The following is a 15720-nucleotide window of genomic DNA, read 5'->3' as shown; positions in this document are numbered from 1 at the left end:
TGAGCATGCCTGCAATCGCGCCGATCCCGTTTGTGACCCAGGAAGCCAAACAGATTATCAAACACCCTGCGGCATTCGCTTTGCAGGTGATGAGGGCATTTCGCGCCAATCAGGGTTTGCTGCTGGCCGGTGCCGTCGCCTACTACACACTGTTGTCCATCGTGCCACTGTTGATCCTGATCGTGATGGGTCTGTCACAAGTTGTCGACCAAGTCATCTTGTTTGACACCCTGCGTCGTGCGTTGGAATGGGTCGCGCCCGGTCAATCGCAAGCGGTTGTGCAGGAGCTCGCCGCGTTTCTGGAACACCGAACCGTCATGGGCTGGGTGTTGCTGGGGACGATGCTGGTCTTCAGTTCGCTCGCATTCTCGGTACTGGAGAGTGCCATCTCGGTTATCTTCCTGCATCGCGTGAAGGTGCATAAGCGGCATTTCCTGGTCTCGCTGGCGCTACCGTTTGGCTATATCGCGTTTATTGCGCTGGCGCTGTTTGCGGGCACCTTCGTTATGCCCAACCTGCTGGCAATCGGCCGGGAAAATCTGCAAGTCTTTGGCGATAGCTGGTCGCTTAGCGGACTGTCGCGCGGCACACTATATGTCATCGGCGTCGGCGTCGAAATCCTGCTGATTTCATCGATTTACTATTTCATGCCGGTGGGGCGGATCTCGGCGCGTCACGCGCTGATAGGCGGCGCGACGGCAGGACTCCTGTGGGAGGTCATCCGCCATGCCCTGGTGTGGTACTTCACTACTCTCTCCCAGGTGAGCGTGGTGTACGGCTCGCTCACCACGGCGATCGTGGTGCTGCTTAGTTTCGAGATCGCCGCCACACTGTTGCTGGTGGGCGCGCAGGTGATTGCCGAGTATGAGCGCGTTGGCCTGGAACATGCCGTAATGCCGTTGGCCGCACGGCAGGTGGCGGCGAATGAAAACCCGCTCTCAGCAGCCGCTCCCCCGACGAAGGGTCGGGCAAACGCTTTTCGCCGGCGCCGCAAGAGAAAGCCCGCCGGGCCGCCCCAGCAATAGGCGCAGCTCGCCTTCATGTCGCCGTTGGCACACCCGCCCCTCACCTGCCGGCTTCGCGCCGAGCTGTATACGCAGCTCGCGCAAATGGAAATTGCTGGCCTGCCGTTCGACAGGGCGTTCGCGTTGCTGGATATCGCGGCACCTGCAAAATTGCGGGTGGAGGCAATGAAAAAGCTGACGTCGCGTGGAATGGCGCCAGCCGAGGCGGGTGAAAAAAGTGGCTTGTTCAACCGGCTCGATGCGCGACTGATTCATGCCGCGTTCACGGCAGGCAGCCCGGGTGGCATGTATCGCCGGCTGGCTGATCTGTACACGCAGCGCGCGATGCACATCGCGACGCTGAAATCGCGTCTTCTGATGCCCGCATTTGTGTTGCTGGCAGCACTGTTCATTGATCCTCTGCCCGCGCTGATCGGCGGCTCGATCGGGATGGGGGGCTTCATGCTGCAGGTCCTGCGTCCGCTCATTGTGCTGGTGGCAATGTTCTACGCCGGGCGCTGGCTGTGGACGCAGCTGCTCGAGGCTTCCCTCGCCGCATCGCGGGAAACTCTGCTGTTTCGTATCCCGTGGATCGGCCGCATGATCGTGCGCCGCAATGTGCGGGACTTCGTTGAAAGTCTGGCACTGATGCTGGAGGCGGGCATCTCAATGCTTGACGCCTTGCCGACGGCACTGGACACGCTGGAGATCGGCGCGATCAGGCGCGAGTTTGCGAAGATCATGCCGCGCATTGAGAAAGGCGCCACGCTGGCCGGCGCGATGGCAGGTCTACGCTACCTCGACAGCGACACAAATGGCAATCGCTTGATTGAATTTGTGAAGACCGCCGAAGCCAGTGGCACGCTACCGGAAATGCTGATGCGTCACACCGCAATGGAAACCGAATCGATCAATGACGATTTCCAACAGATCGCGGAGTGGCTGCCGCGCGCCATTTATGGATTGGTCATGCTGTGGATAGCATATGGGGTGCTGGCGAGCGGTGTACTCGTCTCGACCGTGCCAAAGAATTTGTAAGACGCATGCGCGTGGGGGGCGTTTGAGGTAAATGCCGGTAGACAACACGACCGGCGATAATCCAACGATCAAATCGTTACGACGAAAGAAATTTGCCATGCTGAAAATATGGGGTCGCCTCACCTCCGTCAACGTACAGAAAGTAGTGTGGTGTGCCGACGAACTCGGGTTCGCCTATGAGCGTGTCAATGCCGGACGCGACTTTGGCCTGGTCGACACGCCCGCGTATCTGGCAAAGAATCCGAACGGCCTGGTGCCAATGATCGAGGACGATGGCTTCATTCTCTGGGAATCCAACGCGATTGTCCGCTACCTTGCATCGCGATACGGCGAGGGATCACTCTGGCCCGCAGACATCCGGATACGCGCGGACGCCGACCGCTGGATGGATTGGCAGGCAACAACATTCAACCCGGCAATTGGTCCAGCGTTCTGGCAACTGATTCGCACGGCGCCCGAGAAGCGCGATGCCGCCGTCATCGAAACCGCTCGCGTAACCGGCGAGAAAAAATTGGCGTTGCTGGATGCGCACCTGGCCACCAGAAATTTTCTTGCGGGGCCATCGTTCACCATGGGCGATATTCCGCTGGGCTGCTCGGTTGATCGCTGGTACAAACTACCAATAGCGCGCGAAACGCACCCGCATGTGGAGCGCTGGTATGAAAAGCTTCGTGAGCGCAAGGGGGCGAGGCAGGTGGCGGAGTTGGCATTGTCCTGACTGCTGTGCCGTACAAACTCAAGCGCAGATGCGTCTCTCCAGACATTTATGCGATGGAAGCCGCGTCAGTGCTTGAGTTTTAACAAAACAAGGGGATTCATCTTTGCGGCCGGAAAGACCGCTCTCAAGTGTCGCCGCGCGTCGCGCTCTTCAGCCGCACAATCCCTTCCCCACCCTGCGCCAAGCGCTTCACGATCAGCCGAAATATATCCGCATCGAATTCCACTTCGCTGCGGATCTCGGCCAATTCGTGCATTTCCGCCTCGGTCTTTGCGCTGCCGTAATACCGCCAGCGATGAAACACGTGCGCGCGTTGCCAGCCGTGGTCGGGGTGAGTCTCACGAACGGCAATCGGACCGTCGAACGGCCAGGCGGGAAAGGCGAATTCCGCCAACGCTGTGGCCAGCCGCGCGTTATGCGCGGCCATCGTCTCCACGCCTACGCAGAAGCCGTGGCAGCGCTTGATTTGCCGCGCGAAACATGGGCCATCAATGGACTGTGTGCCGATGGCTATCCAGCAAAGGCCATTTTCGGCCGCGAGCCGCGTGAGCATTTCCTTCGCGCGCGGTTTGGCCGGAAAAGGGCCGAATAATCCCGTTGCATTTTCTAGGTCCGCGTCTTCAAGCTTGATGATCTCCAGCGGCGCGCCCAAATCGGTGAGCTTGATAAACACCATTTGCGCGTTGCGCCGCAGCCGCAGGTTCCTGAGCGGCTTGGAGGACTTGATTAATTGCGATTCACGCAGCAGCGCGCCGAGTTCGCCTGCCGTTTCCTCGTGTTCGATACGGCGAATTTCCATGGAAAGGCGCACGTCGTTGGAATTGCGGTGGTCACTGGAAAAATGCGACCGCACGCGGTCGCGCAGGTTGACGCTTTTGCCGATGTAGATCGGCAAATCGTTGATGCCGTAGAACACATACACGCCGGGGCCATCCGGCAGCGCCTTCAATGCATCCGCATCGAGTTGCGGGGGCAGGCTCGGCATCTTCAGCAGTGATTTGGTCGCGGCCATCACGTCTTCCGCCGGATGTTCGCGCGCGGCGGTCAGCATGAATTGCCAAGCGAGCCGCGCATCGCCGAGGGCACGGTGCCGTCCTTCAGTGGAAAGACTGTGGCGCGAGATCAATGTATCGAGATTATGTTGCGCATATTGCGGATAAAGCTTTCGCGATAGTCGCACGGTGCACAACACCTCGGCTGTGAACGGCACGCCCAGGCGGCGAAAGGCATTCTTGATGAACCCGTAATCGAAACGCGCGTTGTGAGCGACGAACAAATGCCCGTTGAGCCGCGAGAGCACCTCATCCGCCAATTGAGAAAACACCGGCGCATCGCGCACCATGGCGTCGGTAATACCGGTCAGCGCCTGGATTTCCGGCGGGATGGTGGTTTCCGGATTGACCAGCGAGGACCATTCCTCGACGACTTCGCCGCGTTCAATGCGCACGATGCCGATCTCGGTGATGCCGTCGCTGGTCGCGGCGGTGCCGGTGGTTTCGAGATCGATGACGGCGATGCGTTCGTGCAGGAAGGGCAGCAACATCGGCAAAGTTTACGTCATACTTCCACGCTGGCAGATGCGCAATAGTGTCCCGGGATTGATGTACGTCAAATACGGGTCGGGACGGTTGCCTAAGATAGATGCTAATTTCGGAGGTATATATGTCAACCCATCGCGACATTCTTATTATCGGTGCCGGCCCCTCGGGTCTGGCGCTGGCCAGCGCCTTGTCCCGCGAGGGCCTCGATGTCACCGTGCTGGAAAAATTGCCCGCCTCCGTGCTGGCTGACCCGCCACCCGATGGTCGCGACATCGCACTGACGCATCGCTCGCAAGCGATCTTGCAAACACTTGGTATTTGGGAACGCCTGCCGGCGGCAGAAATTGCCGAGATCCGCACGGCGCGCGTGCTGCACGGCACGTCGCCACACTTCCTGCAATTTGACGCCAACAAATCGGGAAAATCCGCGCTGGGTTTTCTGGCCGGCAATCACCTGTTGCGCCGCGCGGCGTATGAGGCCGTAAAAGATTTGCCAGGTCCGGCCGTGGAAATTATCGATAACGCCAACGTGACCGGCATCCACACGGCCGGGTCGTGCAGTGAAGTGACACTCGCCGATGGCCGCACGCTTTCGGCGGCACTGACCATTGCGGCTGACAGCCGCTTCTCCGAATCGCGCCGGCGCATGGGCATTCCCGCGCACATGCATGACTTTGCGCGCGTCGTTATCGTTGCCCGCATGACCCACGAGCGTCCCAACGAGGGCGTCGCGTACGAATGTTTCCTGCTCGGCGGCACGCTGGCGGTGTTGCCGCTGAACGGCAACCAATGCTCGGTGGTGATCACGCTGTCTGCCGATCGTGCGGCCGAGATTGCCAATTCTCCGGTGGCCGAATTCAATCAGTGGGTCGCGCAACAATTCGAGCATCGCCTCGGCACGATGCAGCTGACAGGCGAGCGGCACAGCTATCCCTTGGTGGCGGTTTATGCGCGGCACTTTTACGCGCCACGATTCGCCTTGCTGGGCGATGCGGCGGTGGGCATGCACCCGGTCACGGCGCACGGCTACAATTTCGGACTCTACGGTGTTGAATCACTGGTGCAGGAAATCAGCAAGGCACGACGCGCCGGCGAGGATATTGGGTCCGACACGGTTTTGCGGCGCTATGAGCGCACCCATCGGCGCGCGACGTTTTCGATATTCCTCGGCACCAACGCGTTGGTAAAGCTCTACACCGACGATCGTCTGCCGGCAAGAGTGGTGCGGCGCGGCTTGCTGCGGGTGGCTGATCGCATCCCGCCGCTCAAGGGCTGGATCACGCGCCGCCTGACCGAAATGCCTTTGCCGGTGCGGCTGCGGACGCGCTAGCCAGTCCAACAAATTCGTCGCGCAAATCAAGCGTTGCAAAGGCGAAGACGCGGAGAAGACCAAGTCGCTTTTGTCTTACCTCCGTGTCTTCTGTGGTTTCCGTAGTTCTTGTCTTCAATACCTGTCCATGCCAACGCGAGTAGCGAAGCGCGCCTACAGGTAGTAGCATTCAGTCGAGCGAATTTTCGCGACCGATTGCCAATCCCATCCCCATGAGTCCTGGCGGACAAATTGATGCCATTCCAGAACCGGGGGAATCCACTCGGGGTGAAATTGCGCCCGCCGCCTGGACCGAGAACCATACGCCGCGGGAAATCTGTACTACGTACGGATCGGCCTTCGTGCCCCCAACACCGTTGGACGAAGTCGCCGTCGCCATTAATACACTGGGACAACCGCCGCTGAATGCGCGCCGCGTGTCGCCGGAGCGCGGTGCCTGCGGCTGGTATATCTGGGGAGGGGAAGGCGGCGGTCGCTCGCGAACGCCGGGATTCTTTCAAACCCTGCCCGTCGCGAATTTGATTGACCGCTGCCCGCAGATCATTCCTTTCCTGGCGCTGGCCCCGGGCTGGCGCGTGCGAATCGCAGCCGATGGTCCCGAGATCATGCCGCCGCATCATGCCGCGGTGCCCGCAAACGTCGCCGCCCGTCGCATCGGCTTGAAGACCTCGCCGCCACCGTCGGTCAAGCAGTGGGTTTGGCTGTCGATCCTGCTGCACATCCTGGCCGTTGCGCTGTTCGGCGACACTACCGGTGGTGGCACGCGTAGCGGTGAACCTCGCGGTGAGCGTAGTGGGCCACTGAGCGTGACCTTCCAGGCGCCTGTTGATCGTGATGCAGACGCACCGCCGCGCCGCGTTGCCACGTCGCCAGGCAGTCCGAAACGGCGCATCCCGGCAGCGCCGGACGCACCTGTCACGCCGCCACTGAGCAACGCGGCACCCGACGCAGTTGTTGCGCCCCCGTCCCCTGCCATGACAACATCTGAAGAGAGACCTCCCGCACCCGTCATGCCGCCGGTGATTGCGACAGAAGTCGACAAGCCGGTGACAAACTTTGTCGTGCCTGCCGTACCTGTCGTCGTGCCGGTGGTAATTCCGGATGCACCGATGCGATCGGAGCCCGAGCCTGCCGCGGCCCATCTGCCGTCATCGTTGCCCTCGCTGCCAAGGCTCAATGCCATCGCGCCGCCAAAGGCGATCGATCCGCCGACCGTCGAGCGCGATGTTGCCTTGCCCACTGAGTTGATTCCGCGCCTCATTCCGTTGACCCCGTTAGCCCCACCCGCGCGCGCCGAGCGCGAGACCCGGGCGCCGGGCGAGGCACCACGGCTGAAGACTTTTGTGTCGCCGCGCATCGAGCCTGAAGCGGTGCCGCCGCCGATTGAATTGCCGCGGATGGTACCGCTCGCGCCGCTGACGCCGTCGCAGGTTGAACGAGAAGTGGTGCGCCCGACCGAATTGCTGCCGCGTCTGCCACCGGTCACACCAGCCGCGCCGATCGAGACTATCGCGCCAGCCGCGCAGGTGCCGCGGATCGCACAACCGGTGCCCGAGGCCGCCGATCGAATCGCAGAACCTGTGGGCGCCGCGCCGCCGCCGATGACGCCATCGACCCCAATTCACACGTCGCCGCCGTCTGTATTGCCATCCGCGTCGCGTGTCGCACCGGGCGCGCCGGACGACGCGGGCACGGCAGTCGTCGATGCCGCTGCCGGTGCGGCAACGATACCGCGCGTGCCGACGCCGTCGGCTGCCGGCAATGCGCCACGCATCGACCTCGATGCAGTTCGTCAGCGAGCCCGCGAACTCGCCCGCGAAGGGTCGGGTCCGCGTACGCTGTTACCGTTTAACGTCAGGCCGAAGGAAGACAGCAGAACCAAGGAACAACAGGCATTCGATAAAGCGCTAAAACGTCCAGATTGCCGCGACGCCTATTCCGGCATGGGTCTCGCGGCAGTCGTGCCACTGTTGTGGGACAGCGTTTCGGAAAAAGGCTGCAAGTGGTGAACACGTGGTTGATGGCGACGAAAAAAAAGCGAACGACCGAATACCCGAAGGGTTCAGCCATTCGCTCTAGTTGACACGCAAGCACGTCGTCAGTAGACGAGGTGCTTTAGCGGTTGAAGCTGTTTATCGGCGACGCGGGTTATCCGGTGCACGATCTACCCGGTTCGGGACGCCATCGCCATCGCGATCACGATCGGCGCGATTCGGCACGCCATCACGGTCACGGTCGCCCATCGGGCGGTTGCGATCCCAGCGGCTGCGCTCATTGACCCAGCGGCCGTCGCGTTCCGTCCAGCGATTGGGATGATAGTAATAGCCGACCCGTTCACGTTCCCAATGGCCCCGTGACCAGACATGGCGGTTGCTTTGCCAGTTCCAGTAGCCGGGCGCCCAGATGTAACCCGCGCGTGGCGCAGGCATTACTTCATGGCGCATCGCCGGTGGCGGAACATTGATTAGCACGTCCACCCGGGCTTGCGCGGTGGGCGCGACGGCGGTAAAGGTTGACGCCACGATAGCGCTCAAAAGCAATTTGCGAGTCCACATATGATTCTCCAGTAGTTGAATGGTGCTACAACAGGTTAACGCGCACCCTGGCATGTCGGATGTAGGACCAACACCAAATAAGATGTAAGCGAGTATTGCGAGCGGGGAAACTGTTCCCAATGTGAAGAATCCATTACCCTGTCGGTACCTTCGCTGCGTCCACCCTTTGTTTCGCGAGATCCCGAATGCAATATCACCCTCTTGGCAAAAGCCCGTTGAAAGTCTCCCGACTCTGTCTGGGTGCGATGATGTTCGCCGATCAGACGGAAATCACTGAAGCGCGGCGCATCGTCGCACACGCCCGTGAAAACGGCGTCAACTTCATCGATACCGCCGATGTCTATTCAACCGGCAAATCAGAAATGATGGTAGGTGAACTCCTAAAGGGCGCGCGCCACCAGTGGATTCTCGCCACCAAGATCGGCAACAAGATGTCGAGTGTGCCGAACGAATCGCACTATTCGCGAACGTGGATGATGCGCGAATGCGAGGCGAGCCTGCAGCGCCTGGGTACCAACTACATCGACATCTATTACATGCACCGCGACATCAATGGCATGGACCTGGAAGAACCGCTGCGCGCGATTGATGCGCTATTGCGGGCGGGCAAGATTCGCTACTGGGGCGTATCGAATTTTCGCGGCTGGCGGATTGCGGAAGCTGTGCGCGTGGCACGAGAGATAAACATGCCCGGTCCGGTGGTGTGCCAGCCGTATTACAACCTGCTTAATCGCCAACCTGAAGTGGAAGTGCTGCCAGCTTGCGCGCATTACGGCATTGGCGTGGTGCCGTACAGCCCGATTGCGCGCGGCGTGCTCTCTGGCAAGTATGCACCCGGCAGTAAGCCCGCCGAGGGCACCCGCGCCGGGCGTGGCGACAAACGCATCATGGAAACCGAATTCCGCGAAGAATCGCTGGTGATTGCACATGCGCTGAAAGAGCATTGCGCGAAGACGGGCCGTTCGCTGGCGCATTTCGCCACAGCCTGGGTGCTGGCCAATAAAGCCGTGAGCGCGGTGATCGCCGGGCCGCGTACGTTTGAACAATGGCAGGACTATTTTGGCGCGCTGGATGTTCTGATTACCGGTGACGATGAAACGCTGGTGGATTCGCTGGTGAAGCCGGGACATCCATCGACGCCGGGTTACAACGATCCGTACTATCCGCTGATTGGCCGAACCACTGGCCTTTAGGTGATCGCGGGTGACTCAAACCATTGTCTATGCACACGGCTTCCGGAGTTCGTCGAAGTCGCGCAAGGCGACGCAGCTTAGTGAGTACCTGCGTACGCATCCTCCCGGTATCCACTTCCTCGCGCCGGATCTGAGTTTTCGTCCGGCGCTTGCGGTCGCGCAACTGGAATCGGCATGTCACGGCATTGCATCCGGGGATTTGACGGTCGTTGGTTCATCGTTGGGCGGATTTTATGCGGTGGTGCTTGCAGAAAAACTGGGGTGCCGCGCGGTGTTATTGAATCCGTCGATTCGACCGTTTGAAACATTGGCGAAGCACCTCGGTGAGCAAACCAATCTGTACACCGGTGAGAAATTTGCCTTTGATGCGTCACACGTTGCCGATTTGAAGGCGTTGTTTGTACCAGCAATTACGCGGCCGGAGCGGTATTTGTTGATGGTGGAAATGGGGGATGAATTACTCGATCATCGGCGGACGATTGCGTACTGCGCGGGGGCGAAGCAGATTGTGATTGAGGGCGGGGATCATGAGCTGAAGTCGTTTCCAATGCACATTACTGACGTGGTGAAATTTGCGGGTTTGACGCACTAGTGTCCCAACGTTTGAACAAAATAAAAGCGAATTAACCTGCGAGTACGGCGTTCACTGGCGAGGAAACGCTCCAATAGATGGGCGAGTCTGCAAACGAATTTCAAATCGACAACACTCAAAATACGACCTTTCACATGAAAAATCATCGGGTTAACAAGTCTCGCGCGCCAAACGTTGGGACACTAGTGGGTGTGACGGGGAAACTCTAGTACTGTTGCGGCTAACGGCGGCATTTTGGCCTGGGATGCCCGCCAGTCCTTGAGGTTGCGCGGGAACTTCTCGAAACCTCCATATTCTCGCCTTCATCGTTGTTGATGAATTTTTTTGGCCAGCTTCGCTTCGCGCTGCTCGGCTATGAACAAGTACCGGTCCGCTCTTTCATTCCTTCCCCCTCATGTCACCTTGGCCGGAAGACTTGGCAAGGGGGGGGTAGAAGTTCCCCAACGAGGACTTCTCAAAACTGAATTTCTGTCGCCCCGGATTTAGTCTGGGGGTGAGGCGGGGAATTCGCAGAGCATGCTCTGCGCCCGGAGAACGCCGAGCCAATGCAGTGGCTTGGCCCAATTTTTGTCAATGCATCATATGCTTACAAAACTTGGATCCCGGCCTGCGCCTTTAAGCGCTAACTTAGTTCATTTTCCGTCCAAGGAAAACATTGTCATCCTGAGCGAAGCGAAGGATCTGGTCGCCACGAGATCCTTCGCTTCGCTCAGGATGACAACATTATTAATTTGAAAACGGATTAAGTTAGCGCTTATGGGCCTGCGCCGGGATGACAGGATTTATGGAAGCGCAACAACCGATCGTTTTGATCATATTTGCTCGCAATCTCCGTCAACGCTCGACGAGAGCCCGCCACGCATCCCGATACTCAATCAGTCCCGCGACGGGCAACGCAGTTACCGCATGAACCGCGACGGATGCCGCCGGCGTCGATTCGCCGAGCACCAGCGCCAACGCCCCTGCCGCGGCCCCGGAGGCAAGATTGCTGATGGATATGTTCGCACCCGGCCTGAATGCCTTGAGGATGCCGGCATACAGCGGATTGCCAGCGAACGGCCCGTCGATGACGATCGCATCCGATTCGCCCAGCAGATCCAGCACGACATCGGTGACCAGCGCGACATACAGGCTGGCGAGGGCTGCGCGTTCGCCGGGGGAGAGTTTCGCCTCCGCAACGATACGGCCCACCCGTCCCGGAAATGGCCCGCCGGCCTCGGCGAAGCTGGGTAGCGCCATGACTCTGGCGGCGATCACGCGTTCCAAATCGGTGAGGGACGGAGTGGCATTTTCAGGCCCGGCGATCGCCGCGTATTCGCGCCCGCCCATGAAGCGCGCCGTCGCCACAGGCGACGAAAAAACATTCACATTTGCCAGCATGTCGCGATCTTCACGCAACCGGGAGAGATCGCCGTTGCTCGTCATGGCGATGATCCACGTGCCACTGGAAATCACCGTCAGCGCCGCACCATTCCGGACATCACGCAGGTGGGCAAGCCACGACGCGTTGGAATCGTGGACGCCACAAAACACCCGGCAATCAGCGGAAAGACCGGTGAGCGCGGCGATGCGATCGTCGATCAAACCGAGCGTGGCCGTGGCGGGCTGCAATGGCGGAAACAACTTGTCCCAACCGCGACGGCGCGCCAGCGAGGAAAATTCATTGCGAACAGGACACCACAAATCCGAATGTGCCCCGAGCGAACTGACTTCGGATGCCGACACGCCGCTGAAGCGCCATGCCCAATATTGCGGCAGTGGAAAAATTCGCGCGGCGCGGGCGAAGACTTGCGGGTGGCGAGTTTCCAGGAAATACAACTGCGCGCCGAGATTCAGGCCGTCAGGCAATCGCGGCGACAGGGTCTCGGCGAACGGCGCGCGCTCACGTTCATATTCGCTGGCGGTTCTGCGGAAGCAAGTGTCCTCGTAATCAGGTGCGGCGATTACATGGCCGTGGTCATCGACCAGCACACACGCGGCGCCATGCGCGACCGGCACCAGCGCGGTGATGCGCTCACGCCCGGGACAGTCGCGCAGTTGACCCAGGAACCAGTGCTCCATCCCGGCGACATCAAGCTGACGCATCGACAGCGATTCTGTCGGCGAGTTGGCCCGTTGCACGACGTGGATAGGCAACCCGGTGGCGGCATCCACCAGGCTGAGTTTGGCATTGGTTTTACCGACATCCAGAACCGCAATGAGGTCATGCACGGTGCTGGCCACGGATCGCATTCATTTTCATAATTCGATTGGGTCACGGAGTGGGTGCATGGCCGGCATTTGCGCCAATCGTTCGAGATGATCAGACGATACCGCCGCCGCCACCCTTCCTTGCGGGTCGCGCGGCGGCGCATGCCGCACGATAGCCACTGGCACGGTACGCAGCAAGGGGATCGAGGGCCGCGCCGTTCATTTCACGCGCACGCGCCAGAATGGGCGAGACATCGGTAATGAAGGCGGCTTTCAATGTTTGCGATGCCATCAGCGCGTCATTGCCCTACTGAAGCGCAGCAAGGGCCGCACGATCCACCAGCAATGCCTGCGCTTGCGCACGCTGTAGCTCGATGGTGCTTGAGATCAGGCTCTCGATCGGGTCGGTAATGTTGTGCGACTGGTCGAGCATGTGGGCCAGCCCGGGATTGGCCGCACCACGCCATTCCGCATCAATCAATTCGTTGAAGACCAGAAACAGGCGGTAGGGATTGATCGAGCCGGTATCGAGATCGTCATCACCATAACGCGAATCATTGAAATGGAAACCGCCGAGGCGACCGGCATGGATGAGGCGCGCGACGATCATTTCGATATTCACATTCGGCGCATGGTGGCCCAGATCCACCAGGCATCGTGCCTGGGGTCCCAGCGCCTGCGCGGCCATCAGCGAGCTGCCCCAATCCTGAATCACCGTGGCATAGAAGGCGGGCTCGTACATCTTGTGTTCGATCAACATCGTCCAGTCACTGGGCAGCGCGGCGTAAATCTCCGCGGCTGACGCCAGGTAGCGCTCAAAGGCGCGGACGGTGTGTTGCTGGCCGGGAAAGTTGGCGCCATCGCCGATCCAGACAGTCAACGCGTGCGAACCGAGTGCCTCGCCGATGCGGATGCAATCGAGATTGTGTGCGATAGCCTGCGCGCGCACCGCAGCGTCGGTGTGACACAGGCTGCCGAACTTGTAGGACTGTTCCTGTCCGGGCTGATCCTGAAAGGTGTTCGAATTGACGGCGGAAAATCCCAGTCCCAATTGGCTGGCGCGCGCGCGCAGCGCAGCTGGGTCTGCCGGCGTGTCCCATGGAAAATGCAGCGAGACTTCATTGGTCGCGCCCGTCAGGCGATGGATCATCGCGCAATCGTCGAGTTTGTCGAAAACGTCGCGCGGTTCACCCGGGCCGGGGTAGCGCGCGAATCGCGTGCCGCCGGTGCCGACTGCCCACGACGGCAGCGCCACACGAAAACGTGCAACACCTTCGGCGATGCGCTCGATATCAATACCGCGACGCGCAAGTTGGCGGGCCAGAGCGTCGTAGTCGCTGGCGTGATCGGCCGCGCGGGCGGCGTTGTGTTCCGCGACGAAATCCATGGCGATCATGCGTGTTCCTTGGCGGCTAGTGGGTGACGGCTAGGCGCCTTAGCGTGTGAAGGCGGCGGCGTGTCCGGCGTCGACATTAATAATATTGCCGGTTGATTTTGCGGATCGCGGCGAGATGAAAAAGGCGATGGCTTCGGCGACGTCTTCGGGAAATACGCTGCGCTTGAGCAGGCTTCGTTCCCGGTAGATCGCTTCCAGATCATCCGTCGTCGTATTGTATTGCTGTGCCCGCTGGTCCGCCCACTCGCCCTGCCAGATGCGTGAACCGCGCAGCACGGCGTCGGGATTTACCACGTTGACCCTGATGCCCATGGGGGCGCCTTCAAGCGCCAGGCAACGCGCCAGGTGCAGTTCGGATGCTTTCGCCGTGCAATACGCAGCAGCGCCGGGCGATGCGGCCAGGGCGTTTTTCGAGCCGACGAAAACCAGCGCCCCGCCCATGCCCTGCGCTTTCAGTACCCGCACTGCCTCACGGCTCACCAGGAAATATCCGGTGGAAAGGACTTCCATATTGCGTTGCCACAGTTCCAGTGTTGTGTCCTCGATGGGTGACGCCGTCGCAATGCCGGCATTGGACACGCAGGCATCGATACCCCCGAACATCCAGGCCGAATCGCGGAATGCGCGGATAACGGATTCTTCGTCGGTCACATCCATCGCCACCGAGGCAACATTGTCCCGGCCGTGGCTCGCGCGAAGACTATTGCGGGCGACAAGCAGGGCCTCCGCATCGATATCGCAGAGCACCACACAGGCACCTTCATCCATCAGCCGCCTTGCCGTCGCCAGACCGATGCCGCCCGCGGCACCGGTGATAAGCGCGATTCGTCCGGCCAGCGCCTTGGGTTTTGGCATGCGTTGCAGCTTGGCTTCCTCAAGCAACCAATATTCGATATCAAAGGCCTCCTGCTCGGGCAGGCCGCGATAGGTGGACACCCGCGAAGCGTCGCGCATGACGTTGATGGCATTGATATAGAACTCTGCCGAGATACGCGCCGTCGCCTTGTCCGCGGCGAAGGTCATCATGCCCACGCCGGGGATCAGGTAGACCACGGCATTGGGATCGCGCATCGGTGGCGAATCGGCGCGTTTGCAGCGATCGTAGTAGGCCTGATAGTCGGCCCGGTACGCTTTCACGGCATCCGCGATGCGCGGAATCACGTCGGTCGCGGATTCTGTGGCGGGATTGAATTCCAGAACCAGCGGACGAATTTTGGTGCGCAGAAAGTGATCCGGGCAGGACGTGCCGAGCGCAGCGAGTGGTCGAAGCGCCGTCCGGCAGACGAACTCAAGGACCTCCGGGCTGTCGTCGAAATGGCCGACCTTCGGTGTGGCAGTCGAAATCAGGCCGCGAATTTGCGGCATCACTGCGGCCGCAATTTCACGCCGCCTGTCCGCCGGCAGCGGCGCTGCTGTGATCTCGCCAAATGGATGCTTTTCGCCTTGCTGCGTCGCGAGCCAAGCGATGGCCTGATTGATGGTGCCGACGGTGTTTTCGTAACACGCGCGTTGCGTATCACCCCACGTAAACAGGCCGTGGGCCTCCAGAATGGCGCCATCGGCGTCAGGATGATCGCGTAAAAAATCGCGCAGACGCACGCCGAGTTCAAACCCCGGGCGCACCCAGGGCAGCCAGCCAATCTTGTCGCCGTAAATCTGCCGGGTCAGTTCACGGCTATCGGCGGACGCGGCAATGGCGATGACGGCATCCGGGTGCATGTGGTCGACGTGCGCCTTATCCAGCAAACCGTGCAACGGTGTATCAATACTGGTCGCGCGCGGATTCAATCCGTGCGTGCAGTGGGGATACAGCCCCACCATTTCATCTTCGAATTCCTGGCCGCGGTAGAGCGCCTGCAGCGACCGCAGCTTGTCCATGTTCAACGTGGCAAATCCATCGAGACCCATCGTGCCGATATCGCCGCCGGAACCCTTGACCCAGAGGACCGATACTTCTTGCCGGGTCAGCGGATCGATCATGGGAATTTTCGATGAGGTATTGCCGCCGCCATAGTTGGTAATCCGTTTGTCCGATCCCAGCAGGTTGGAGCGATAGCGCAACAATTCCGGTGCGGTGAGTTGCGACGCTTTGGCCTCATCCCATTTGTTTTCGAGCACTAGATTTTTATCAACTGGGGCAGTCATGGCGTCCATGGGTTTTTC

The 15720-nt window shown here is 60.2% G+C and carries 11 protein-coding genes and 1 pseudogene; 7 read left to right on the top strand and 5 right to left on the bottom strand.

What is annotated here, in order from left to right; all coding sequences use genetic code 11:
* Nucleotides 1–5 precede the first annotated feature (5 nt).
* The 3 genes from IPP88_14275 (at nucleotide 6) to IPP88_14265 (ending at nucleotide 2760) form a co-directional block, all read left to right on the top strand.
* Nucleotides 6–1025 (top strand): YihY/virulence factor BrkB family protein, encoded by a 1020-nt coding sequence (locus IPP88_14275; GenBank protein MBL0123830.1) that lies wholly within the window; start codon nucleotides 6–8, stop codon nucleotides 1023–1025.
* 15 nt (nucleotides 1026–1040) lie between these two features.
* Nucleotides 1041–2042, top strand: coding sequence for a type II secretion system F family protein (locus IPP88_14270; GenBank protein ID MBL0123829.1), 1002 nt, complete (start codon nucleotides 1041–1043; stop codon nucleotides 2040–2042).
* A gap of 97 nt (nucleotides 2043–2139) precedes the next feature.
* Entirely contained in the window at nucleotides 2140–2760 is a 621-nt protein-coding gene (locus tag IPP88_14265; protein ID MBL0123828.1) for a glutathione S-transferase, read from the top strand.
* A 124-nt stretch (nucleotides 2761–2884) separates the two neighbouring features.
* On the opposite strand, the gene IPP88_14260 is transcribed toward IPP88_14265, so the two are convergent.
* Entirely contained in the window at nucleotides 2885–4303 is a 1419-nt protein-coding gene (locus tag IPP88_14260) for a GIY-YIG nuclease family protein (protein ID MBL0123827.1), read from the bottom strand.
* Between the two features lie 98 nt (nucleotides 4304–4401).
* Between IPP88_14260 and ubiM the strand changes: the two genes are divergently transcribed.
* The gene (ubiM, locus tag IPP88_14255) at nucleotides 4402–5631 is read left to right on the top strand and encodes a 5-demethoxyubiquinol-8 5-hydroxylase UbiM (GenBank protein MBL0123826.1); all 1230 of its coding nucleotides are present in this window, start codon (nucleotides 4402–4404) and stop codon (nucleotides 5629–5631) included.
* 341 nt (nucleotides 5632–5972) lie between these two features.
* The gene (locus IPP88_14250; GenBank protein ID MBL0123825.1) at nucleotides 5973–7640 is read left to right on the top strand and encodes a hypothetical protein; all 1668 of its coding nucleotides are present in this window, start codon (nucleotides 5973–5975) and stop codon (nucleotides 7638–7640) included.
* 123 nt (nucleotides 7641–7763) lie between these two features.
* Here IPP88_14250 and IPP88_14245 read toward each other — a convergent pair whose 3' ends face one another.
* Nucleotides 7764–8186, bottom strand: a complete 423-nt coding sequence (locus IPP88_14245; protein ID MBL0123824.1) for a YXWGXW repeat-containing protein — start codon at nucleotides 8184–8186, stop codon at nucleotides 7764–7766.
* A gap of 185 nt (nucleotides 8187–8371) precedes the next feature.
* On the opposite strand from IPP88_14245, the gene IPP88_14240 reads away from it, so the two are divergent.
* Together IPP88_14240 and IPP88_14235 are read left to right on the top strand one after the other, a co-directional pair.
* Nucleotides 8372–9379 carry an aldo/keto reductase gene (locus tag IPP88_14240; protein ID MBL0123823.1) on the top strand — a complete coding sequence of 336 codons (1008 nt, stop codon included), beginning with the start codon at nucleotides 8372–8374 and terminating at the stop codon, nucleotides 9377–9379.
* 22 nt (nucleotides 9380–9401) lie between these two features.
* A complete protein-coding gene (locus IPP88_14235) occupies nucleotides 9402–9971 on the top strand; it encodes an esterase (GenBank protein ID MBL0123822.1) in 570 nt (189 codons plus the stop codon).
* An 834-nt stretch (nucleotides 9972–10805) separates the two neighbouring features.
* Here the strand turns inward: IPP88_14235 and IPP88_14230 are convergent.
* The 3 genes and pseudogenes from IPP88_14230 to IPP88_14220 form a co-directional block, all read right to left on the bottom strand.
* On the bottom strand, nucleotides 10806–12203 hold the full coding sequence (locus IPP88_14230) for an L-fuculose kinase (protein MBL0123821.1): 1398 nt from the start codon (nucleotides 12201–12203) through the stop codon (nucleotides 10806–10808).
* A 70-nt stretch (nucleotides 12204–12273) separates the two neighbouring features.
* Nucleotides 12274–13557: pseudogene (rhaI, locus tag IPP88_14225) on the bottom strand (L-rhamnose catabolism isomerase).
* 39 nt (nucleotides 13558–13596) lie between these two features.
* Nucleotides 13597–15711: a bifunctional rhamnulose-1-phosphate aldolase/short-chain dehydrogenase gene (locus tag IPP88_14220; GenBank protein MBL0123820.1), complete on the bottom strand. Its 2115-nt coding sequence runs from the start codon at nucleotides 15709–15711 to the stop codon at nucleotides 13597–13599.
* Nucleotides 15712–15720: the final 9 nt, after the last annotated feature.

The organism is Betaproteobacteria bacterium (assembly GCA_016720925.1).
Lineage (GTDB): Bacteria > Pseudomonadota > Gammaproteobacteria > Burkholderiales > Usitatibacteraceae > UKL13-2.
This window is presented reverse-complemented; position numbering and strand designations above follow the sequence as displayed.

Bases quoted from the DNA above. Each gene is read 5' to 3' on its own strand.
- IPP88_14275 (MBL0123830.1), top strand. From the start codon at position 6: ATGCCTGCAATCGCGCCGATCCCGTTTGTGACCCAGGAAGCCAAACAG.
- IPP88_14270 (MBL0123829.1), top strand. From the start codon at position 1,041: ATGTCGCCGTTGGCACACCCGCCCCTCACCTGCCGGCTTCGCGCCGAG.
- IPP88_14265 (MBL0123828.1), top strand. From the start codon at position 2,140: ATGCTGAAAATATGGGGTCGCCTCACCTCCGTCAACGTACAGAAAGTA.
- IPP88_14260 (MBL0123827.1), bottom strand. From the start codon at position 4,303: ATGTTGCTGCCCTTCCTGCACGAACGCATCGCCGTCATCGATCTCGAA.
- ubiM (MBL0123826.1), top strand. From the start codon at position 4,402: ATGCTAATTTCGGAGGTATATATGTCAACCCATCGCGACATTCTTATT.
- IPP88_14245 (MBL0123824.1), bottom strand. From the start codon at position 8,186: ATGTGGACTCGCAAATTGCTTTTGAGCGCTATCGTGGCGTCAACCTTT.
- IPP88_14240 (MBL0123823.1), top strand. From the start codon at position 8,372: ATGCAATATCACCCTCTTGGCAAAAGCCCGTTGAAAGTCTCCCGACTC.
- IPP88_14230 (MBL0123821.1), bottom strand. From the start codon at position 12,203: ATGCGATCCGTGGCCAGCACCGTGCATGACCTCATTGCGGTTCTGGAT.
- IPP88_14220 (MBL0123820.1), bottom strand. From the start codon at position 15,711: ATGGACGCCATGACTGCCCCAGTTGATAAAAATCTAGTGCTCGAAAAC.